The organism is Burkholderia pulmonis (assembly GCF_984667975.1).
In genome coordinates, this window is sequence record NZ_OZ480188.1 from 672,200 (window position 1) to 694,907 (window position 22,708).

Below are 22,708 nucleotides of genomic sequence, written 5' to 3' on the forward strand. Positions count from 1 at the left end.
TTTCAGGCGATGCCCGACGCGCGCGCTCGCTTCCGCTTCCACCCGTCAGAAATTCCGGGTAGCAAACACACCGACGAAATTGCGGTCCGAATACGGGTTCCCCACCGACTGATGGCCGCCGAAGAACGCCGCGAAGTTGATGCCCGCCTGCCACGTCGGCGGATTCTGGTTGAACAGCACGTAGACGTTGACCGATTTCGCGCCCTGCATGTAATTCGCGGTGAAGGTCGGTGTGTAACCGTAGAGGCCCGTGCTGAACGTCACGCCGGGCGTCACCTGCCAGCCGGGAATCAGCGAGCCGTCGTAGGTCCAGTTGAAATCGACCGTCGCCCCCACCGAACTCGACGTGCCCTGCCCTTGCGTGATCGGATAACCGAGCCCCGAGTTGTTGTTCAGCCACGGGAAATATCCGGTGGCCGGCACCTGCGTGACCGGCTGCCCGTCCACCGTGCGCGTCACGTCTGAACCGAGACCCGGGTAGTAGATCCAGGTGAGTTCCCACGTCAACGCGGCGGAATCCGCTGCGATCAGCTTCAGGAACGGATACTCGCTGCGAGTCAGTGCAAGGAGCCCGTTGACGTCCAGCTGGAACTTCTTCTTGTCGGCCCACTGCTGGCAGTTGACACCTTGCGCACCGTTCGTGACCAGGTCGGTCGGGCCGCCCGCGCCGTAGCAGCTCGACAGCGCGACCGCATCGCGCGGCCGGTACGACAGCTCGGTACCGATGGCCCACGGGCCGACCCCGAAGTTCGCGCTCGCGCCGAACAGTTGCCGGTTCTGGAGATACGACCATTGCGCGGTGCCGTTTGCCAGCGTCGACAGCACCGGCGACTTGTCCGTGTAGTTCAGGTAGTAGAACGCGAAGTTCGCATCGAACGAGCGCGGCGAGTAATTGAACTTCACGCCGAACTGCGGCCGGTACTTCGCCGGCAGTTGCGTCGCGATCGGAATGCCGAGGTCATTGAACGGCGGTCCTGAGAAGGTGCCGTTCACGAGCCCGTTCTTGATCGCGTTCAGCGTATCCTGGTTGCCCGCCGCAGCCCCGCCGCCGATCGCATTGGCGATCGTGCCGACGCCCGGGCCGGCCACGTTGGGGTTGTTCGCATTGATCGTGAACGGTTCGGCGCCGCGGCCGACGACGTTCGCCAGCGACCAGTACGAACCCACCGGCGGAAGGCGGTTGCCGTTCCACTGGAACTGGTAATACGCTTCGGTACTGAAGCCGTGGGACAGATCGGCGGCGAGGCTCAGCATCGGCGCCGGCAGCAACGCCTGCTTGAGCTGCGAACCCGGGATCAGCAGCTTCTGGACGTCGATCGAGTTGGTCGCGTTGATGCCGCTCTGCGCGTAGATGCTCTCGCCCCAGTTGATCACCTGGTTGCCGATCCGAACGTGCGCGTTGCGCCCGTCGATCGTGAAGTCCTTCTGTGCCCAGAGATCCAGCAACTGCGCGTTGTACACCACCTGCGCGGAGGCCGTACTCGACAACGGCGTCCGGGCCGTGTTTCCGGCGAGGAAGTCGTACATCCCCGTACCGCGCACCATAAATTTGAGCCCTTCGCTCGGCATCTTCAGCAACAGCTCGCTGGTCGCGCTCACGTAGGTGCTGAACGGCTGTCCCTTGCGGTAGTTCAGATCGCCTTCGTCGCCATAGCCCCACTGGTTCGTATTAGCTGCCGCACCGCAGCCGTATGCGTTCGGATCGCCGGTCAGCGAACAGCTCGGACTTTTGGTCCGGATCCCGCCGCCCGCCGTGAGATTACTCACCCACGAACCCTGGACCGCCCCGTCACCGAGCGTGAACTCGTACCCGTACGCAGTCGACGTTGCCGCACCCAGCATTGCAATCGACACTGTAGTACTCTTAACGATATGGCTTGCTTTCATCGCCCCACCCATCTCCAGACCGGATGCCGACGGCGCGAGTGCGCACGTCGGGCCTATTTTCTTTTTTTTGACTACCTCAATCAGCGTTCGCTGACCGATCTCAGCGATTCCGCCGAGTAAAAATCTGACTTGAAGCGCGGATCGTTGATCTCCTGATACCAGCGGATATCCTTGCCCTGGCCAATCGTCGACGAATCGAATACGTAACGCCCGCTCAGCAAGTCGTACTGCGCCATCGGTTCGTTGTCGCAGGCACCGCCCAGCTCCCAAACCGGAATCGGGTAGCTCTCACGCACCTTCCACAGCTTGCCCTGCGCGTCGTAGTCCTCGCCGACAAGCGCGAGCCAGCTGTCCTCGTCCAGGTAGAACACCTTCTTCGAAGCGACGTGCCGTGCACTCGGCTTGACGGTCGCCTCGACGACCCAGACGCGATGCATTTCGTAGCGCCGATTCGCCGAAGCGATACCGTCCGGTGTCGCGACGTCGTGCAGCTTGCCCTTGAACTTGTAGATGCCGAATGCGTTGTACGGAACGAGCATGTCGCGCTTGCCGACGAGCTTCCAGTTGAACCGGTCGATCGAGCCGTTGAACATGTTGGCTTCGTCGATCAGGTACTGGTTCTCGAAGCCGATCAGCGGCGCGTCGTGCGTATAGGCCGGCATGCGTCTCACGCGACGCTGGCCCGGAAAGTAGTAATAGGTTTCCGAGTCCTTGTTGAAATACTGGCGCTGCACGAATGCCTGCCCGGCCAGAGCGGCCGGCGACGTGGCCGAGAAATAGGCGGCCAGGCTGAGCTGGTCGACTTCCTTCGGTCCGCTCTTGCCCGTTTTTCCCGACGGGAAATAGAAGACCTGCGGGCCGATCCCATCGATCCAGTCGCCACCGCCCGGACGCGGCGAGATGGTCGTGACGACCTGCGGCCATTCGATGCCGACACCCCGATACCGGTTCTCGTAGTTCAGGATCGCTTCGGTGCCGTTTTTCGGCTGCGGAAACAGCACGCCAGGCAAGACGCCCGCCTCGACCGTTTCCCCATCCGACGCGAGTTTCGCGGCCGTGAGGTTGGCCTTCGTGTTCTGCTCGGCAAATTCCGGCAACTGGCACTCGCGGTGCGACGGATAGACATCCATCCGGTAGCCCTTGCGCTGCTTGATCAATGCGATCTGGCCAGGCGACAGATTGCTCGCGTATTTGTCGACGTTCGCGGCGTCGATCGAGTAAAGCGGCTTCTCGTTCCTGTGTTTCCAGAAATCGCCTCGCGTCTTGCCGTATTCCCAGCCCGACTGCGGCTCCTGCCTGCCTGCAAAGGCCGGGATGGTGCCGTCCTTGCTTGCGCCGCGTTCGGCTCCCACGGGAGTAAGGTCGTCGGCCGCAGCAACGCCGGCCATCATCAACAACGCCGTCGCGATTGCGGACACGGTTCCGATCGTGTGCTTCTTCATCATCTTCTCCTTCCGAGACTCAGCTTTCATTCACCGGTTATGCGGTTGACTGGCGACAGTCGAGCGTTCCGTTTCGAGCGGCTAACGCGCCGCTTCCTGGCGAGCTGTCGCGAGACTTCCACAACCGCGAAACGCACGACATTCATTGAATCGATGTGCTTCATTTCATAAGTAATACGAAATATTTTCGGTATTTTTCTACCGGAGACTACGGCGACTTCGAATCCTTCATTTCGCCGCTGCGCCGGCCCAACTGCCGAGCGACCTGCCGGCTCAGGCAGCTCCGGATCCGGCGACTGCCACCGCTCGCACTTCGACACACAGCTCCGGCAACGCAAGCTGCGTCACCCCGACCGCAGTCCACGACGGATAGCGATCCGGGAAGTATTCGTCCTTCACGGCGGAGAAGGCTTCGACCTCAGCCCGCAGATCGGTATGAAAAGTCGTCAGTTCCACCACGTCGGCAAGACTCGCTCCGGCCTCGACCAGAATCGCCTTCAGCGATTCGAACGCGATTCGCGCTTGCGCCTGCACGCCGTCGCCCGGCCGCATGTCCGCGCCGATTCCGACCTGGCCGGACACCCAGATCATGTCGCCCACCCGCGTTGCAGGCGCGAAATGGTAGGTGTCGTACCACGCCTTGAACCCGGGTGGAATGATCGGTTGACGCTTGCTGGTAGTTGCCATGGCTGGATTCCTCCGGATTCAGACGAGTTGACGGAAACACGGCGCGCGAAATGGATCGCCAGTCTTCAGGGACGCGATCTCGTCCACGAACAGCACGCCAGCCGGCGTGAAACCGGATGCGCTGTTTTCCGGCAGCGGGCTGAACGTGGCGTCGTCGCCGAAGAAGCGCAGCACGAGTGTGTGGCGATCCGGAAAGGCCGGATCCACCACGCCGCCGCCGTGCAGCACACCGGGGTGCAGCAACAGGACGTCGCCCGGTTTCGTGGCCCACGAAAGGATGTCGTACTTGCCAGGATCGGCGCGGCGCTCGGCTTCGATGTCCGGCATCCGCGGCCAGATACCACCGCCATGCAGCGGCTCGGTCGGATCCTCGATGTTCTGGAACGTGGTGCCGTCGTGGCGCACGCCACGATGCGATCCCCGTACGATCTCGAGCGCGTTTCGCTTCGGAACGGCCTCGAAGCTGATCCACGCATTGCCGAAGTGCATCCCTGCCCACGGCAGGTACGAGGTGTCCTGATGCCACAGCGAGCGCGCGCCCTTTCCGCCTTGCTTCAGGAAGAGCTCCTCGGCGAAAAACCACGCGTGCTTCGATCCCCACATGTCGGCAAACAGGCGGCCGAGCGGTAGCGTGCCGACCAGTTCGTCGAGCCGCTCCTTCGCATAGGGATTCGCGTTGTCGACGTGTGACCGGAGGTCGGTACCGTCGAGGAGACTCGACGCCATCGGCCCCGGATTTTCGATACCCCAGTCGAACGCGAGCCGGCATCGGGCCAGTTGTTCCTCGTTCAACAGACCTTCGATCAGAACCGCGCCGTCCTCTGCGAAAGCCTTGCGCTTGACATCGTCCATCGGTCACCTCCTGTTGGTTCGAACCCGCCCTGCTTGCGGGTGTCCTGTACGACCTTAAAAGTAGAACGGAACAACAATGTTAGGTAATGGTGACTAGTTTAGAAAAAAATAAAAAGAGAGGGTATTCCCGGTCCGGATTCAATTCGTGGAAAAAATGGAGCACCTTGAACGACGGCACCTCCCCCTGCCGGCCATGCAAAGTCGATCGCGGCCGAGCGCCCCTCTTTCATGTGGCGATTGCTCGACGGCCCTCCCGTGCCCCGGGATACCGTCTGTCACGCAAACTAGCGGCCGCAGTGAGCCCCGGCAGCCATTCAATCCTGCGCGGCCCGACGACACGACGGCCGTCTCCGGCGTGTGTCGTCGAACGACGCCAATGCGTCAGCTCGCGACGCCACGCACTTACGCGAGGCGTTGCCCCCCGTTCCGGGTCGATCGGAAACGGCTGGCGTCGTGCGTCTGACCTGCGCGCTCCAGCGCGCAATAGGCGTAATAGAGCACGACCGTCATGTATGACCACGTCACCAGCGCGAGCACATAGAAATTGAGCAAGACGTTGTGCTCGCCTCCCGGTATCGGATAGAAATCGTAGATGCACGCGATCGCCTGCGACGCCACCATCGCGACGGTCGTAGTCAACGCATGAAGCCGCTCGCCGGACGCCAGCAACTTCCGCACGAATCCGGTGAGATAGATCGTCAGGCATGCCCATGCCGCGACATAGAAATACGGCTGCACTTTCGCGATCAGGCCGGACACCAGCACGACTGTGCCGACGATGGAAATCCCGAACAGCACGGCATCCTGACGGCCCGATGGCCTGTAGCCGCGCGTCACGGCCATGAGGCCCGCGACGGCGACGAGCGGCATCCCGAAGCCGCGGGAAAACGCATCCAGGACATGCGAGATGAAGCCCGAGATCTCGAAGTGAGTCGCGAAATAGATCAGCGCATTGGTCGAGGAGACCGTCACGATGAGCCACTCGAACCCGAGAAGGAAATTGCGCTTCTTGAGAAACTTCCAGCCGTAAATGGCCGATGTGGTTGCCAGCAACGCACTGGCAAAACAAAGTACGAGCGATCTGCTGTCCATGATCAAATACTCCATTCCGATTGCATACGGTTCATCATTCCTTCTCCGGATTCAAACTCGCCAGGTACTGGGCGACGGCCTCGCGGTCTTTCGACGACAGTGCAGCGGCGACGCGCTGCATCGTGCCGGTCGCTTCCGTTCGCGTGCCGGCGGCAAACGCCTCCAGTTGCTTCAGGAGATAGTCGTGCCCCTGGCCCGCCAGCCGCGGGAACTGCGCCTGGCCCGTCAGGCGGGCGCCGTGACACGCGGCACATGTCCCCTTCTCGACCAGTTGCCTGCCTTGCGCCGCCAGTTGCGGGTCGGCTTTAAAGTAGCGGTTGCTTCGGGCTGGTTGCCGTGCGTAGTAGTCGGACAGCGACTTGATGTCGGTCTCGCTCAGGCTCATCGCCAGCGGCGCCATGTTCGGATTGGCGCGCTTGCCGCTCGCGAAGTCGTGAAGCTGGACCGCCAGGTAGGAAGCCGGTTGTCCCGCAAGACTCGGATAGTCCTGTGCGACCGACGTACCCTTGACACCGTGACAGCCAAGGCACGCGTCAGACAGGTGCGGCCACGGGCCGCCGTCGGCGCGGTACGCATCTTCCGACGTGGACACGAACTGTTGCAGACGGTACATACCCAGCACCGTCGGCCCGAATACGACGAGCAATACGGCAACGAGCCCAGCAACGGCGAGCAAAATGCATTTCTTCACGGTTGCTCTCCTATGCGCGGCGCAGGCCGTTCAGCGCCTGCAATGCGCCCTGGTGGCCCGACCGCACTGCGCCATCCATGTAGCCTGCCCAGATGTTCGCGGTTTCGGTCCCCGACCAGATCAGGTTGCCGCACGGCAAATGCAGTCCGTCACCATGCGCGCTCCAGAAACCCGGCGGAATCGCGGACACGCACGTGATCGTCCACGGATCGACGCGGCTCCAGTCGTGGTCGTGATACGACACGGGCGACAACGCGTCGTCGCCCCACGCCTGCGCATAGATTTCCGCAAGCATGCGTTGTGCGGCCTTCCGGTCTGACGGCACCAGCGCGTTCCGGACGAACGCATTGATGATTCCGATCTCACCGCCGGACGGGGAGTTGTCGTACGCCCAGATGATCGGCCCGCCTGCCTGAAAGATATGACCGTTCAGCCCTTTCTCCCGCCAGAACGGACGGCGATAGACCATCGCCGTCTTGCGCGCCGGCGAGTGAGCGGGCCACGCACGCTGCAACGACGCCCGCTTCTCGGGCAACGGCGGCTCGAACTGCACCTGGTTGCACAGGGCCGGGTGGATGGCCATGATCACCTTGCGCGCACGTACCTCTCCGCGATCGGTATGCAGCGTGACGATGTCGCGATCCCAGCCGGAGATCCGGCGCACCGGGGTCGACAGTCGTACCTTGTCGCTCAATTGCCCGGCCATCTTCATGCAAAGGATCTGCGAGCCACCGATGAAGCGCGTTTCCTGCGCGCTGTGCTTGATGGAATCGAGCTGCGTGTAGTCGCACGACGCCGAATTGATCATCGACAGGAAGTGCAACAGCCCCATCTTGACCGGCGGAACACCGCCGCTCAGCGAGACCGAGCCGTCCCAACCCAGCCGGTCTTCCGGCTTGATGTTCTGCGTCACCATCCAGTCGGCCACCGACATCTTGTCGAGCTCGCCAGCCCGAGGCGACGTCCACGGCGCGCCCGAAGGTACGTCGCGCGACAGCGTGCCGAGCTTTGACGATATGGCTTCATCGGTGCCGAACGTGCCTTTCAGGTCGACCGCCACACGGCCTTCACCACCCAGGATGACCGTCTTGCCTTCGTAGTAGCTCGGGAACGTCCCGACCTCCAGCTCGCGGGCGAGATCGGCGACGGCGGTCTGGCCTGGCCCTATCCATTGACCGCCGACCTCGGTGATGTATCCGCCTTCCACGTTGTAGTTAAGGGTCCGGCCACCCACGCGGTCGCGCGCCTCGAGCACCGCGAACGATTCGCAACCGGCCTGCCGCAAATCGCGGGCGGCGGTCAGTCCCGCCAGCCCCGCGCCGATGATGACCACGTCGAGCACGTCGTGCGGCATGCCGGACGTGCCGCCTTCGCCGGCGCTCGCCTGCCGTGCGCCGATCGCAAGCGTGCCCACGGCGGCGGCTGACGCGCCCGCATACTTGAGCCACTGTCTCCGGTGCAGATCGGCGGCTCCATTGGGGAAAGACTTCTTTGGCATTTTGTGTTGGCTACTGCAATAAAAGTCGCTCGGGAGCCGTCCATCAGGATAACGAACGATATACGGCCCGTTCGGCACGTCGTTCCGAATCGATCGGAATGCGGTCGCTGTCCCTGCCCCGCTCGTGGCGCAAGGAAAATCGGCCAACCACGCAATCCATTTGTAGGAATATGTGACAAACGTAGGTCATGATACATATAAACAAGATAAAGAAAAGACAGGGGATAACCCTGCCTTTGGCTAACCAGAAGACGCTCGTAGACGACGATGTTCGAAGCGAATCATTCATCGCACGAATACAGGCCGATTCACAAAATAAACTTCAGTGCGGCACATGCACTCGCTATGCTGGGGGTCACGAATTCACGCGAGAAAACGCATCGATCCGCCAGCGATGGCATCTCCGGATGGCTTGCCCGCACTCGATCACGGCAACCCTGTTCGGTCGATACCGCTTGCGCGCCGTGTGCTCGTACGGCTTAACTCGATGCGTCGCCTCGTCGACGTGGCATCGTTTCATGGGAACAGGAATGCAAGGCGCCTGCGCGGAAATACCCGTCGATATCTCGTCGCGATTCAACGTCCTCGGCTATCCGAACGGGGCTATCTCACCAGGCTGGCAGCCGAGACGCTAGCCGGCCGAAGCGCGCATCCCGACCTGCTGCCGATCAACGCGAGTTTTCTCGGCCCCCCGTTTCCGGCCCCGCAACGGCCCGCATCGTCGAACTGGGATCGACGAAGAGCCTTTCGCGCGCGACGTTGTCGCTGCTGCAGAGAGACGAGCTCAAGGCGTTCTATGTTGCGACGTTCACCGATTTCTCCCGGACAACCGGTGCTACCGCGTCGCATTGCGCGGGATCGCAATTGCCAGCCACGCCTTATCACGCCTGCGTGAGCATCGACACGCTGGCGATCCCCGATCCGATGCGGTCGTTCACGTCGCAGTTCAACCTGCGTCTCACATCCGGGATATTGCAGAACAGCGGGCCGGAACACACCGCAGTCATCGAGGGATGGATTTCTCTGGATGACGAAGCATCACCGACACTCGCGTCGCTGGTCCTCTTCGCCGATGCGTTCCCGCCACCGATCTACAACGTGATAGATCGCGGCGAGTGGGAATCGGTGCCGACGATCGACTATGCGGTACACCTCAAGGCCACTCCCGGCCCCGGACCCATCCACGCACGCTTCCTGACGAACGAGGTTCGCAATGGCCTGCTGGTCATCGATGTGAATTGCGGGATTCGAACGGGCAGTTCGTGGCGGAATCGCGTCAGCTCGCGAAATTCCGCGGCACGCTCGGCAACCCGTCTAGAGCAATCTGAAGGATCACCGTGCGTGTCGCCATCGCAAAACGGGGCGCCCGTCATGCGGGATCGTGCACAGCAGCAAAAGAAAAAGACAGGGGCATGCCCTGTCTTCCTGTGTCACCCTGGCCAGGCTGCGGCCGCTATCGGCTCTTGCCGCCGGACGCCTTGCCCTCCACCAGGCTGTACACCGTCGCCAGGAACCTCGCGTCGAGCCCCGCCGTCTGCCGCCCCATCGTGTACTGGAGCGCCAACCCGTCGGCCATCGCGACGAGCAGCATCGCCACGTGCTCGCCGTCGGCCCCCTTCAGGCTCGGATTCAGGGCACAGACAAGCGCAGCGATGGCTTGCGTCAGGGACGCATACCATTCGTCGATCAGCCGCGCGCATTCGGGATCGATCGACGCGAATGAAACGAAGTGGGCCCACAGGGCTGTGCCCTTGACGTCCTTCACATTCTCGAGCGCCATACCGAGCAATGCATCGAGCGTTTCACGCGGCGACGCGCCGCTTTCGAGCGCCCGCTTCAACTCGCTCAGGTATGCGTCGATCTCGGGCTCCACGACCGCCCGCAGCACGGCAAGCCGCGTTGGAAAGTAGTACTGGAGGTTGCTGACGCTGATGCCGGCACGCTGCGCGACCGCACGCTGGGAGAACTCCAGCGCACCGCTCTCGAGCAAGAGTTTCTTCGCCACGCGCACGATGAGTTTGCGCGTACGCACGCCTTGGGCCCTGAGGCCGTCAGGCTGCGCGCCGGTAGCTGCTGCACTCGATGTGCGCCGTTTCCTGGTCGGTTGCTCAATAGGCACTGTCATCGCTTCCGTCGTGATCTGGGCGTTTCCGCCTTCCTGATGTGATAGGACCGGCGTTTCGCCGGTCGCGAACGACTATACCCGATGCGGACACCAATTTCCATCCGGAGCGCCGCAGCCCCAGCCTGGCCGCTCCACCTCGGCGCGCCGGTCTACCCGCGTCGTCGCAACAAGCGCGCGGGGTCGATGTGCCTTCTCGGCGTTACCTGACGCCGCCGACGCGCTCGGAAGGCACGTTGGCCAGGTAGTACGCCACTGCATGGATGTCGTCGCCGGACAATCTGGCGACGGCGTCGTGCATCGCGCTGGCCGCATTGGCACGATCCCCGGTCTTGACGGCCGTGATCTCCTTCACCTGATCCGCCGATGCGGTCGAGGCTGCAGCGTGTGTCGGCGCGATACCCGCCAGATAATGCGCGACGGCCCGGATGTCTTCATCTGACAATGCGGCGGCCACACCATTCATCGCACCCGTCTCGTCATGCCGCTTGCCCGCCCGGAACGCGGCGAGCTGGCCCGCTAGATAGGCCTCGCCCTGTCCCGCGAGGCGAGGCGCGTGCTCGTTACCCATCAGGCCCGCGCCATGACATGCGACGCAACTCCTCGCCTGCACGACCGACAGGCCGCGCGCGGCGAGCGCCGCATCGACCCGGATCTGCTCGTTCTGGACCGGCGCCTGGCGCGCAAAATACTCGGCCAGCAGCTTCATCTGTTTCTCGTCCATGCCGCGCGCGAGCGGCCCCATGTACGGGTCCGGCCGGCGGTCGCTGGCAAACGCGCGAAGTTGGGCCTCGATGTAGGCAGACGGCTGACCGGACAGCGCAGGATATCCGCCGTTACCGGATTGCCCGCGCGGACCGTGACAGATGAAGCACGTCTCCTGCGGCTGAGGCCACGGGCCGGCATCGGCCTTGAGCGCGTCGACCTCGCCATCCAGCGCTTTCCCGAAGCGGTAATAGCCATATAGATCGCGCCCAAACAGTACGCCGGCCGCCGACACGGCCGCCACCACGACAACACCGATGATCAATGCGCGCTTCACTCAAACCTCCGTTGTCTGATGCGCGAGCGCAGCCAATACCTGCAGTGCGGCGCGATGCCCCGAACGCACAGCGCCATCCATTGCGCCGGCCCAGATGTCGGCAGTCTCCGTTCCGGACCAGATCAGCCGACCGGCCGGCGGGTGCAGGTACTCGCCCCATTTCGTCCAGAAGCCGGGCGGAATCGGATGAATGCAGGTCAGCGACCACGGATCCACCTTGCCCCAGTCGTAATCGTGGAACTGCGTCGGGCGCAGCGCCTGGTCGCCGAGCGCCTGCGCATAGATCGCGGAAAGCGTCTGTTCAGCCACCTTCGCGTCGCTCGCGAGCGCACCCGGTGCGATGAAGGCGTTGATGACGCCGATCGAGCCGTCCGGCGGTGAGTTGTCATAGGTCCACAACAGCGGACCGTTGACCGGGATGACCTGCCCGTTGTACCCGGCGTCCCGCCAGAACGGCCGGTCGTAGACGTGAACCGTCTTGCGCATCGGCGCGTAGGCTGGCCACAGGCGCTGTAATTGCACGCGACCGTCCGGTAGCGGCGGGTCGAATACGACCTGGTTGCACAGCGCCGGATTCAACGCGACGATCACGCGACGCGCGCGCACGACGCCCTGGTCGGTGAAGAGTTCGACCACCTCGCGATTCCAGCCGGAAATCTTGCGCACCGGGCAGGACAGCTTCACCCGTTCGCCCAGTTCGCTCGCCATCCTGATGCTCAGCACCTGCGAACCTCCGACGAAGCGCGATTCCTGCGCGCCCCCCTTGATCGACTCGAGCTGGTCGTAGTCGCTGTTCGCGCTGTTGATCGTCGCCAGGTAGTGCAGCAAACCGAGCTCCGCCGGCGCCGTACCGAGCGACAATCGGGCCGCCAGGGTGAACGAGAACTTCTCCTCGTTGGTCAGGCCTTGCCGCGCAAGCCACGCGCCCAGCGACAGTTTGTCGAGCGCCGCCGCGTTCGGCGCTTTCCACGGTGCCGCCGAAGGCACGTGCTTCGCCATGGCGCTGAGCCGGGCCGCAATCGTGCGGTTGCCGCCCACCGTGCCCTGCGTATCCTGGGCCACCCGGGCACCGTCCGCGAGAAACACCGTCTTGCCTGCGTAGTACGTATCGAACGTATCGACCTTCAACTCGCGCGCGAGATCGACGATCGCCGTCTGGCCCGGACCGAACCATTGGCCGCCGGCCTCGGAGATCCTCCCGCCACCGAGGTCGTGGTTGTAGGTTCGCCCGCCGACGCGATCACGCGCCTCGAGCACGACGAACGATTCACATCCGGCACGCTTCAGGTCGCGCGCGGCGGTCAGCCCCGCGAGCCCCGCGCCGATGATCGCGACGTCAAGCACGACGTCGTTCCCGGCGACTGCGCCGGCCGCCTGCGCGAGCGACACATCGCCGGCTGCGAGCGATGCTGCACCAACCGCAGCGAGGCGCAAGATGTTGCGCCGGGTCTGTGCATCCGGCCTGGGTTTGCGATTCATTGTCAGATTCCTTCCGTCCTCGTCAATTTGTCCTTGCACCGGCATGCCGCGATCGCGTGGTCATTCCATCGGCTCGTCGCATCGGCTGCCCGCGAACACCCGCGTCCCCCCCGCGTCGACCCACGCGTCGGTCAGGTGCCGTCGTCCGCTCGCGCCGTCAGCCAACACGTCGTCCAGCCCCGCCAATCCGAGCGTCAGCAACTCGACCGGCAACGGCAGCCACCTATGCGCGTGCTCGGCGAGCGCGCAGGCGCAAGCCTCGATCCGAACACGCCGCTCGTTCAGAAATGCGGCGAATCGAACGCGGAACGGCTGGTCGTGCACGGACAGGAGTGCCGCTTCCATCCACATGACGCATGCGTCAGGCTGTCGATAGCGTTGCCTGAAGTACGCTTGCATCGCGCGCTCCGTCACCTCGCGGTCGTTGCACGCTTCGACGATGCACATCAGTTCACGCTCGACATCCTCGTGATCGAGCTTCAGCAATTCGAGCAACACGACGGTCTTGTCGCGGAAATTCGAATAGAACGCGCCGCGCGTATAGCCCGCCGCGACGGCGATGCGCTCGATGCTCGCCGCCGCATACCCCCGTTCAACAAAGATCGTTCGTGCCGCTTGCAGCAGACGCTCGCGTGTCTCGCCGCCGTTCTTTCTACGCGCGGGCGTCGACTTCACCGTTTTTCCAGACCGATTCATATCAGCACTTTCATACGCTTCCAGATCCTCATTCATGTAAGGATTCCTATTCGAATAAGGCAAATTCTTGGCACCGGAGCATGCCTGCGGCGTCGGTCATTTCGACATAATGCTTCCGTTCCAGCGCGCAGTAAGCGTAGTAGATCGCAACCGCGAAATATGACCACGTCAGCAACGCCAGCACGGGAAAGTTGAATACGGCCCCGTGCGCATTGCCGGGCATCTTGTACAGGTCATCGACGTACGCGACGATCAGCGACAGCACGAGCGCAAGCGTCGTCGTCGTCGCATGAAACGTTTCCCCGGCGCGCAACAGCCGCACGACGACATAACCCAGATAGAGCGCCAGCAAGGCCCACATCGCAACGTAGAAATACGGCAGGACGATATCGATGAACTCCAGCGTCATCAGCGCCTGCGTTCCCACCACGGCCATCCCGAACAACATGACGACCTGCTGTGGCATCGGCCGGTATTCGTGGGTGACGGCCATCATGCCGGCAACCGCGATAACCGGGATGCCGAACGCTCTCGTGAACATGTCCAGGAAATGGGCCACGCCGGACGAACATGACCAGCCCGTTGCCATGAAAATCAGCGCATTGATGGAGGACGCCGTCACGACCCACCAGGCGAATCCGAGCAACGGATTACGCTTGCGGACAAACTTCAGGCCATACGTGCCTGTCGCCCACGCCAGCAAGGCGACGGACAACCAGATGTCAGGAGATCTGAAATTCATCATGAAATTTCCAGTACCGATTCGGTTCGATGCTTCATTTTTTCCCAGATCAACGCGCGCCCGACGCGATTGCGCACGCCCACCGGTGTACTCGTACTTCCCGTTCACACCGGCTGCGACACCGCATGTCCCCCTTCGTCGCTTCCCTCCCTGTTTGTCGAACAGATTCGGGTCAAGCGGATCGGGATGTCAAAAATAGAAAACAGTGACTAATATAGGTCACAGTACATAACAACTAGCCACAAAAAAAGCAGGGTATTCCCCTGCCTCGAAAGCGCCTGGATCGCTTGAGAGCATCGTCAGGCATCCAGCCAACCCGTGGCCAACACCAACGAAGTTGCCAGATACGCGTCCTCCTTCATCGCCATGTATAACGCGCGCTTCGCGAAGCCGGCATGCAGCGACTTCAATGCGCACCGGCCGCTGCGTAACGATGAGAATCTGGATCGGCTGATGACCTGGCGCGAAACGCGTCGGGTATCGAAGTCACTGACGGTGTTGTATTACCGGGTGCTATATCTGGTGGACGATACGCTCGAGAACAGGAAGCTGACTCATCCTCAACGTGACAAAACCATACGGTGCAACGCGCAATTCACATCGGTCGCATTCCGGTGAAGCTAGCTCGGCGCCAAGAATCTCTCGCGGCAGTGTCATCGGCGTTGACCCTGCTCTCGAACATCTTGACGGCTTGGAACACCAGCCACATGCAACCAGCCCTGGAGAACATCGAAGCTAGCCGGGGGCAGCCGATCGCGACCGAGCAACTCCCGCGAATCGCCCCAACTCATATTGAGGGCATCACCTTGCGCGGCACCTTCAATTTTCCCGTGTCACTGTACGCAAAGCGGATCTTGCCGAGCATCGCGGCCGACAACCCCATTCCGTCAACCAGTCGGAGCGCCTAACGATGGGGTGAACTGGCGCCGCCGGTGAAGGAACTCTCATCTTCGATTCACCTCATCCGGAGACACCCTCTGCTTCGTTAGCGGAAGGTAGACACTAACCCATTGTTTTGGCGAAACAATTATTTGGGGGCGCAAGGCAAATCCTTGCCAAGTCTAAGGGTATCTAACCGGAAAAACGCATGGAGATCAAAGGCACCCCGAGGCCGCGTACGCCGACCATGCGCCGCCATGCACCGACGCACTTATGCGTCGGTAGTCGGCTAGTTTCTGTCGTATGCCGCGTTGCTCGCGGTCTACGGCATCTGGCAGGCCGAAGGTCAGGTGCAGCACCTGATCGCGAGCAAACTCGTCGACAGGACAGAGTTGCTCGGTGCGCTGCCGACGACGTCGCGGGAGTTTTGTTAGTCCGTTTCTTCGTTTCAAATTAGAGTCCAGTTTTACAATGACTATCTCACTCACCGGAGGAATAACTGCAGATAAGCGGTCAATCGAGATTTAGGTGCGCGTCGCGATGCTCATCACGACGTGCCCAAGGGATACGAAGGAATATGAAAATATTCCGCCGAGATAAAGTCAGTTATTTAATTAATAATTCCAATATTACCCTCCACCCCAAAACCAACACCGCAAAAAGAGCAACAAATCCATACAATCTAATAATTTTAAAAATCTTTTCATCCTTAACTTTCGCCACATCTATTCCATAGACAATTCTGAAATAAGCGGCCCACATTTTACTGGTGCGAACAAAATCCACCACCCGCTCAGTCAATATCAGCATCAAATATGCCATAAAAGCCGAAAGAGCAAATGATGAAAAAAGGAGTGGATAATTTGTCATACTCTACCAATCAAAAGACGACTGATATACCGGAATACTATATCCCAGCGAGCCACCCGGCGCAGAAGCAGAAAATCCGAATCCGACTCTTCCCTCGGAATCTCCAGGCGTGCACGGGGAAGACAAGTGTAGTTGCGCTGGCGTGGGCGTTGTACCGTATCCAGTCCAATTTACGCTTAATGGCGAACTACTACCCATATTAGGCACCGAGAAACCAGCGTTCGGCGACATAAATAACCCCGTATCGATCCATGGTCGCTGTGAAACCGAAACCCGGGCCTAAAGGGATAGTGGCATCTATAGAATCGGGACTTCTTACGTGGCTATTTATAGCCGACCATGCGCCACCTACACACGCCCAGCCGTTGTATACGATCTGAATCCCCGTGCCGGTTGTGACGCCGGTCAATCCCGTCGGATCAGTCCGAAAGTGTGTAAGGCCGGAAAATGACAGTTTCTCTACACCTGTTTTGCACCCTGGCTCTCAAAAGCTCTAATTCTGAAACATTTTTAAATAAACATATCAAAGCATTGCTTTCGTCGAAACCTAGGGTATACGCGCAAAACTAAAAACAGACTTCGATGGATGCCAAATTCTGCGGACCCGTGCCGCCAGAATTCACTTTGCTCATCCACACGCACCTCCAGCAAATCGAAGGGCTTTTGCACACCATCCCAGCTGCTGGCGAACGCACGATGTCGCGGATCTCGCGCGCCGGTCGCAGCTTGATCGCAATGACCTGCAGGTGCTCGCGTGCGAACGCGCTTCGTTCACTCATCGGCGGCAACCGACGCGCTGCACTTTGACTGGCTCTGGCCGCTGAAGGACGTGACCGACGACAGCGAAGCCTTCGTACTGCGCTTCGGAGCAGGTCTGGCGGGCGGCCCCGACGCGTCGGCCGGGCCGCTTTATCCGCGTCTGATCGCCAGGGGCCTCGCGCGTCGTCATCCGTTCGGCGGCGTCGACGTCGATCCACACACCAACCGCCTGATCGGCGCTCACGGAAGCGCGCACCGATTGTTCGCCATCGGGAACCGCACGCAAGGAGTGTTCTTGCTGATCAGCAACCACGTGTTGAACGCAGCTCATGCTGCCCGCGTCGCGAGTCTGCTGCTGGCGGATCTGACGTCCGCCGCGACATCGGCACCCCATGCCTGCAGCAACGGCGCGAAAATGTAGCGCCTTAAGGCCGCAATTCCCCACACTATCCCAAGACCCGATCCATGCACATCGACACCGATTTCGAAGCCGCCGCCATCGAGCACGTCGTCGCCGGCCCCCTCACCGGCTCGCCTTTGCGCTTACGTCTGCGCAGTGACAACGCCGCCGAATTCACCCAATGGTTCGCCTTCGAGTTGGTCGATCTACCGCCCGAAGGTGTCGACGTACACACCGAAGGTCTGGCCGGCTCGTCCTACCCGAAAGGCTGGTTCGACTACCGCGTCTGCATGCGCGCCGACGGTGGAGAAGCGGCGATCTGGCGCCGCCTGCCGACGGACTTCGACGGCGACACGCTCACCTTCCACGCGCCCGGCCCGGCGCGGCGCCTACGCTTCGCCTATTTCCCGACCTTCGATCGCGTCGCGGAGGATCACCTCGCCGCTCGGGCGACGCAGGCGGGCGCGAAGCTGGAAACCCTCGGGACCTCCGCGCTCGGCGAGCCGATCCGCATGCTCTCGTTCGAGGGCCATGCGTCGCGCTTGCACCTCTGGTTCATGGCCCGTCAGCATCCGGGCGAATCGCAGGGAGGCTATTGCCTCGAGGGCCTCGTGCAGGCGCTGTGCGACGAGCTGCGTCCGGTTTGGGAGAGCGGCGGCATCGCGGTGCACGTCGTCGTCAATGTCAATCCTGACGGTGTGCGCCTGGGCAACCTGCGCACCAACGCGCGCGGCGCCAATCTCAATCGCTGCTGGGACCGCGAGTATCCGGACGCGCCCGAGACAGCCGCCGTGCGCCGGCGCATGCACGCGCTCGGGCTCGACCTGCTCGTCGACTTCCATGGCGACGAGGTCCTGCCCCACGTCTTTTCGGTGGGTGCCGACGGCAGCCCCGCGTGGACCCCGCGCTTGCAGGCCTTGCGCCGCGCGTTCGACGAGGACCTGCTGCGACGCTCGCCCGTATTCCAGACGACGCGCGGCTATTCCGTCGACCGCCCGGATCACGCGAGTCCAAGGAAGTGCATCCCGTGGGTCGCGGCGCAATTTGACGCGCTGGCGATGACCATCGAGTTGCCGTTCAAGGAGAGCGCCGACCGACCGCGCAACGACGCGGATGCGGTCGCCTACGCCCGTACTTTCGGACGGGCCGTGCTCGAGGCCGCCGTGGCGCTTGCGCCATCTCTGCGCCCTTGAGCGCTCGTCCCGACTTCCGTGAGACAGGCATGGAAGCCTCTGGCTCGCAATGGGTTGCGATACTGAAAGGCCAGAGCGAATGGTCGATGACCGTTGATCGCCTGAGGCCCGTTTCGATGGCCAGTTGGGCTCGCACTGGGAAAACATGATCAATCGTTAATGAGAATCATTTGCATTTAAGTCAATTTCCGAGCATCATGTCATGGACGTACTCACCCGGGCCATGCGCACGGATGCCCCGGCAGACATATCGACAGCGCCATTCTTCGACACGTTGCTCTCGCTGCAGCTGTATGGGTCGCCGGCCACGCCGAGGTCCGACGATGCGGAACCCGACCTGACATTCGACGCCAGGCTGCTCGCTTTCGATCCGTCGGCCGATGTGCTGCTTGCCAGATCCCCGGTCGACACCGGTGTCGCGTCGCCGCGCCCTGCCCGATCCCGGCACGTCCGCGAACGGTTCGGCCGGATGTGGATCCGGGCGCGCTGCCGATACCGAAGATTCCGCGACCTTACGGACATTCCGATGAACCCGAACATTCACTCATCCCAATACGGCGAAACGTTCGACGACGCCCTGTTGGACACACCTGACGGACCGGAAACGCTAGTGCTGGCCGCGATCCGGACCTGGCGGCGGCCCCATTGCGACGGGCAGCCCGCCAGGCTCGACTGGAACCGGATGCTCGCCGATACCGGCTTGCGATCCGAGAGCATCGAGCGTTTCGATTTGGTCATGCACGTATTGACGCGCGCGTCGGCGCGGCCGTTCGAAACCTTTTGCCGGTGCGCAACGACGCTGACGAGCGACGAGGCCACGCTGCTGCAGGCGATCGGGCTACTGCAGCGCACGCAGAGCGCCGCAGCCGTTGCGCTCCTGAACGAGTGGCGAGCGCTGTCGTTCGTCAGCGAGTTGTTGAAACTGATCCGCTGGCTCGCGATCGACCTGCTCGACGCCGGCATCGAGATCCGGGTCCGCGAACGCGACACCACCTACATGCATTGACGCATCTCGAAGGCGTACGGTCCCGATAGCGGTTCTCCGGGGCAACATGCGCCGTGGCGGGTCATGCCGGATCCGGATCATCATCGTGAGCTGGCCCGCAGGGCCGAGTGTCGAGCCGCACGTCATCCGGGGACAATCGGCCTGTCGCGATCATCGTCGATTGGCCGACATGATGCGCGACGTGGCCCGCGACACATCTCGACACCTCCCGAATCGATTTTCGAGATCACGCACCACGGCTGAATAGCCGATTCCCGGCCTGAACTCTCGCAACGCAGGTTCGCCGTATGGCGTTACCACCGATATGCGGGAATCTTGATCGTCATCGCCATTGCCCGAAACCCGATCGGACTCTGCGTCGCCAAGGACAGCACGTTTGCCAATCCGCTATCCCGCACCCGGATTCGACTGGACAGCATTACGAATGCCTGCGCGATCGAACACGGCGCAACGCCCGAATCGCTCGGGCCGTCGCCGCCGTCGTTCCACGAGGTCGATACACCGCATGCAGGCGCGTGGTGCCTGCTCGATATTCCGCTCTCCGGCGACGCCCGCCTACGCGGCAACCATCGCTGCTCGCCACATCGAGCGGGTGCATGCCGTGGGGTGGCGCGGCGAGCAGGGAAACTGGCTGGCCGCGCCGAATCGTCATGCGTGAACCGGGCGTCGTCACGACGACGACTGCCGACCGCCCCTCAGGACTGCATCGGAAGCGTCAGCGCGTCGATATCGACCGGACCACCCGTCAACATGACAGGGCCGTTATCGCCGATCAACACGGTATCGGAATGGCGAAAGCCACCGATGCCTTCGAGATAAACACCGGGCTCGATGGTCAGGCACATGCCCTTCTCGATGGGGCGTTCATAACCGTCAGCGAAAAACGGGGCTTCGTGCCCGGTCACGCCCATCCCGTGCCCGGTGCGATGCAGCAGCCGGTCGCCCATGCCGGCGCGCCGGAAATGATCGTTCACGCGCCGGTCGACCTCGCTCATCAGTTCGCCCGGCTTCGCCGTCTCGAACGCGATGCGGCGCCCTTCCATCATGATTTCGAACGGCTTCCTCGCGGCGTCCGGCACCCTGCCGATGAAGAACGTTCGCTCCACCTCGGCGCCGTAGCCGTTCATCTCCGCGTTGACGATCGAAACGTGCGGGCCGCCCTCCTCCATCCGCATGTCGATGTTCGAGAAGTTGTGCGGATCGTGTGACACGCCGGCCGGCTGAAACACCACGGTGACGCGCGTCGCGTACGGGTTGATCGCCGGATTGTCGCGCACGAGCCGCTCCATCACGAACGCGCGTGTTTTCCCGGAAATCTCCGCCATGCTCAAGCCGGGTCGTGCGGAGGCAAGCAGCAGGTTGTGTGCGTCGGTCGCGACTGCGCACGCATACACGTGCCGGCCAACTTCGTAATCCGACTTGATCATCCGGACATCGTCGACGATGTCGGTGCGCACGCGCTCCCCCGGTATCTCTGCATACACCTGCAAAGGGCAGATCGACTCGACACCGACGCGCTCGTTTTCGCCGAACAGTTCCTTGAAGCGGTCGCTCCACGCGCGGCCGGCCGGCGCCGGGAACTCGAAGTACGACACCAGCTCGACGTCGCCAATCGCACGCGAGCGCACGTGCGGGATCTCCAGCTGCGGCACGACGAACTGCGGCCGGCCACGTTGCGGGACGACCAGCACGAACGGCCGCTCGTGGACCGCATTCGCGAAGTGCGTCAGGTAGTAGATGTTGTGCGGGCAAAACGCCACATAGCGGTCAAGCCCTTCGGCCGCCATGCGCGCCTGCACGCGCGCCAGCCGCCCGTTGATCTCCGCTTCGCCTGGCGGATGAAAGATCGGTTCAAGTTGCATATCGGGTCCTGTCGTTGATTGTCGAGGTAGCACTGCCCTGTCGGCGCGAAGCCGGCCGGTACGGTCGCCCGCCCATGGCGACACGGATCAGCACATCGCCGCGCCTCGATCCAAATCACCATGTTCCACATGGTACATAAACGATCGAATTTTCACGGCCTGACATCGCGCTGCACATTGCCGTATACCCCTACATAAACCCATTAATTTCCACTTGGAAAACAATTTCGGATGGCGTTTAATTCGGCAATTGACTGTACCAGGCGGTACGTTTTCTTGTCGACATTTGTCCAATAAATGCGGTGCAACGGAGAGACGTGCATGCGGATCGGAGGGGAAATCGCTTGCAGCCTGCTGATACTGGTTGCATCCGGCTGTGCATCGGCTCAGTCGAGCGTGACGCTGTACGGGATCGTCGAGAACGGCGTGTCGTACACGACCCATGCGAATGCCCAGGGCAGCCTGACCTCGGAGGCGTCGGGCATGCTGACCACGAGTCGCTACGGGATGCGCGGGCGCGAGGATCTCGGCGGCGGCTGGGCGGCCGTCTTCGCGCTGGAGCAAGGCTTTTCGGTTGCGAGCGGCGCGACGGTGTCGCAGGCATGGGGCCGTGACGCGTGGGTCGGGCTCGAGGGGCCGTACGGTCGCGTCTCGTTCGGTCGCACGTATGCGCCCATCACGGACGCGGCTTACGTCGTCGATCCACTGGGCGAGGCGACCGGAACCGCGTCGATTCTCGGATTGGGGCAACTGAGCGTGTTCACGCCCGGGAACAACTACCGCCTCGACAACTCCGTCAAATACGTGACACCGAAGTCATGGGGCGCGGTATCGGGCAGCGTGCTGTACGCGTTCGGCAGCCCGGGCCTGAACGTGCAGAAGAGCGATTTCGGGCTCCATCTGGCCTATGCGGGCCCGTCGCTGTCGCTGGCGGCCGCCTACAACCGCGAAGACAACCCGTGGGACGCGTCGGGCGCGGCCATCAACGCCGTGTCTGCGGGCCAACCGGTGAGCGGCGTGTCGGGCGCCGGCTACATCAGCAACTGGAAGCGCCGGACCTGGATGTTCGGCGGTGCTTACCAGATTGGCTCCGTCACATTTTATGGCGGCTATTCCGGCGACATCGACTCACCGAGCGGCAATGGCCCGCGCGCGTTCCGGACACAGCTGTTCTGGGCGGGCACCGGCTACTTCGCGACACCCTACCTCAGCCTGCGGGCCGGCTATTACAAGCTGCACGTCAGCGGCACCAACATCCATCCGACGCTCGTCGGCACGCAGATCAACTACTTCCTGTCGAAGCAGGTCGACACGTACGTCGTGGCCGCCTTCGTCCGGAACCCGGGCGACGCCGCCACGAGCTTCCCGGTCGTCGCGCTCGGGACGTCCGCCGCGGGCACCGCGTACGGCGCGTCGGCATTCCAGCGGACGCTGGTGCCGGCCGGCGGCGTCGCGCCCGGCAAGAACCAGTTTCAGATCGGTGCCGGCATTCGCTACAGGTTCTGACGC

The 22,708-nt window shown here is 62.2% G+C and carries 18 protein-coding genes and 3 pseudogenes; 7 read left to right on the top strand and 14 right to left on the bottom strand.

Annotation, left to right across the window (positions count from 1 at the left end; translation table 11 throughout):
• Window positions 1–45 precede the first annotated feature (45 nt).
• From AC5LXK_RS34580 to AC5LXK_RS34610, 7 genes are all read right to left on the bottom strand, one after another.
• Window positions 46–1,887, bottom strand: a complete 1,842-nt coding sequence (locus AC5LXK_RS34580; RefSeq protein ID WP_493394135.1) for a DUF1302 domain-containing protein — start codon at window positions 1,885–1,887, stop codon at window positions 46–48.
• Between the two features lie 80 nt (window positions 1,888–1,967).
• The gene (locus AC5LXK_RS34585; protein ID WP_493394136.1) at window positions 1,968–3,332 is read right to left on the bottom strand and encodes a DUF1329 domain-containing protein; all 1,365 of its coding nucleotides are present in this window, start codon (window positions 3,330–3,332) and stop codon (window positions 1,968–1,970) included.
• Window positions 3,333–3,602: 270 nt separating this feature from the next.
• Window positions 3,603–4,016: a RidA family protein gene (locus tag AC5LXK_RS34590; RefSeq protein ID WP_493394137.1), complete on the bottom strand. Its 414-nt coding sequence runs from the start codon at window positions 4,014–4,016 to the stop codon at window positions 3,603–3,605.
• Between the two features lie 18 nt (window positions 4,017–4,034).
• The gene (locus AC5LXK_RS34595) at window positions 4,035–4,868 is read right to left on the bottom strand and encodes a phytanoyl-CoA dioxygenase family protein (RefSeq protein WP_493394138.1); all 834 of its coding nucleotides are present in this window, start codon (window positions 4,866–4,868) and stop codon (window positions 4,035–4,037) included.
• Window positions 4,869–5,270: 402 nt separating this feature from the next.
• Window positions 5,271–5,960: a hypothetical protein gene (locus tag AC5LXK_RS34600; RefSeq protein ID WP_493394139.1), complete on the bottom strand. Its 690-nt coding sequence runs from the start codon at window positions 5,958–5,960 to the stop codon at window positions 5,271–5,273.
• A 34-nt stretch (window positions 5,961–5,994) separates the two neighbouring features.
• Window positions 5,995–6,651 (bottom strand): c-type cytochrome, encoded by a 657-nt coding sequence (locus AC5LXK_RS34605; protein WP_493394140.1) that lies wholly within the window; start codon window positions 6,649–6,651, stop codon window positions 5,995–5,997.
• A gap of 10 nt (window positions 6,652–6,661) precedes the next feature.
• Window positions 6,662–8,149, bottom strand: a complete 1,488-nt coding sequence (locus AC5LXK_RS34610) for a flavin monoamine oxidase family protein (protein ID WP_493395094.1) — start codon at window positions 8,147–8,149, stop codon at window positions 6,662–6,664.
• A gap of 924 nt (window positions 8,150–9,073) precedes the next feature.
• On the opposite strand from AC5LXK_RS34610, the pseudogene AC5LXK_RS34615 reads away from it, so the two are divergent.
• Window positions 9,074–9,376, top strand: a pseudogene (locus AC5LXK_RS34615) (thioesterase family protein); the annotation flags it as partial.
• A 226-nt stretch (window positions 9,377–9,602) separates the two neighbouring features.
• On the opposite strand, the gene AC5LXK_RS34620 reads toward AC5LXK_RS34615, so the two are convergent.
• The 5 genes from AC5LXK_RS34620 to AC5LXK_RS34640 all read right to left on the bottom strand — a co-directional run bounded on the left by AC5LXK_RS34620 (window position 9,603) and on the right by AC5LXK_RS34640 (window position 14,230).
• Window positions 9,603–10,274, bottom strand: a complete 672-nt coding sequence (locus AC5LXK_RS34620) for a TetR/AcrR family transcriptional regulator (protein WP_493394141.1) — start codon at window positions 10,272–10,274, stop codon at window positions 9,603–9,605.
• A gap of 199 nt (window positions 10,275–10,473) precedes the next feature.
• Window positions 10,474–11,313 carry a c-type cytochrome gene (locus tag AC5LXK_RS34625; RefSeq protein ID WP_493394142.1) on the bottom strand — a complete coding sequence of 280 codons (840 nt, stop codon included), beginning with the start codon at window positions 11,311–11,313 and terminating at the stop codon, window positions 10,474–10,476.
• A complete protein-coding gene (locus tag AC5LXK_RS34630; RefSeq protein ID WP_493394143.1) occupies window positions 11,314–12,792 on the bottom strand; it encodes a flavin monoamine oxidase family protein in 1,479 nt (492 codons plus the stop codon).
• A gap of 60 nt (window positions 12,793–12,852) precedes the next feature.
• A complete protein-coding gene (locus tag AC5LXK_RS34635) occupies window positions 12,853–13,524 on the bottom strand; it encodes a TetR/AcrR family transcriptional regulator (protein ID WP_493394144.1) in 672 nt (223 codons plus the stop codon).
• 10 nt (window positions 13,525–13,534) lie between these two features.
• Window positions 13,535–14,230 (bottom strand): hypothetical protein, encoded by a 696-nt coding sequence (locus AC5LXK_RS34640; RefSeq protein WP_493395095.1) that lies wholly within the window; start codon window positions 14,228–14,230, stop codon window positions 13,535–13,537.
• A 345-nt stretch (window positions 14,231–14,575) separates the two neighbouring features.
• Between AC5LXK_RS34640 and AC5LXK_RS34645 the strand changes: the two are divergent.
• Window positions 14,576–14,788 (top strand): annotated as a pseudogene (locus tag AC5LXK_RS34645) (ISNCY family transposase); the annotation flags it as partial.
• A 17-nt stretch (window positions 14,789–14,805) separates the two neighbouring features.
• Window positions 14,806–15,138: pseudogene (locus tag AC5LXK_RS34650) on the top strand (Tn3 family transposase); the annotation flags it as partial.
• A gap of 577 nt (window positions 15,139–15,715) precedes the next feature.
• Here AC5LXK_RS34650 and AC5LXK_RS34655 read toward each other — a convergent pair.
• Window positions 15,716–15,979 carry a hypothetical protein gene (locus AC5LXK_RS34655; protein WP_493394145.1) on the bottom strand — a complete coding sequence of 88 codons (264 nt, stop codon included), beginning with the start codon at window positions 15,977–15,979 and terminating at the stop codon, window positions 15,716–15,718.
• 754 nt (window positions 15,980–16,733) lie between these two features.
• Here AC5LXK_RS34655 and AC5LXK_RS34660 point away from each other — a divergent pair.
• The 3 genes from AC5LXK_RS34660 to AC5LXK_RS34670 all read left to right on the top strand — a co-directional run bounded on the left by AC5LXK_RS34660 (window position 16,734) and on the right by AC5LXK_RS34670 (window position 19,337).
• The gene (locus tag AC5LXK_RS34660) at window positions 16,734–17,159 is read left to right on the top strand and encodes a hypothetical protein (protein ID WP_493394146.1); all 426 of its coding nucleotides are present in this window, start codon (window positions 16,734–16,736) and stop codon (window positions 17,157–17,159) included.
• A 44-nt stretch (window positions 17,160–17,203) separates the two neighbouring features.
• Entirely contained in the window at window positions 17,204–18,331 is a 1,128-nt protein-coding gene (locus tag AC5LXK_RS34665) for a M14 family metallopeptidase (protein ID WP_493394147.1), read from the top strand.
• A 202-nt stretch (window positions 18,332–18,533) separates the two neighbouring features.
• Window positions 18,534–19,337 (top strand): hypothetical protein, encoded by an 804-nt coding sequence (locus AC5LXK_RS34670; protein WP_493394148.1) that lies wholly within the window; start codon window positions 18,534–18,536, stop codon window positions 19,335–19,337.
• Window positions 19,338–20,032: 695 nt separating this feature from the next.
• On the opposite strand, the gene AC5LXK_RS34675 is transcribed toward AC5LXK_RS34670, so the two are convergent.
• Entirely contained in the window at window positions 20,033–21,199 is a 1,167-nt protein-coding gene (locus AC5LXK_RS34675) for a M24 family metallopeptidase (RefSeq protein WP_493394149.1), read from the bottom strand.
• A 321-nt stretch (window positions 21,200–21,520) separates the two neighbouring features.
• Here AC5LXK_RS34675 and AC5LXK_RS34680 point away from each other — a divergent pair, with 321 nt between their 5' ends.
• On the top strand, window positions 21,521–22,705 hold the full coding sequence (locus AC5LXK_RS34680) for a porin (protein ID WP_493394150.1): 1,185 nt from the start codon (window positions 21,521–21,523) through the stop codon (window positions 22,703–22,705).
• The last annotated feature ends 3 nt before the right edge of the window (window positions 22,706–22,708 follow it).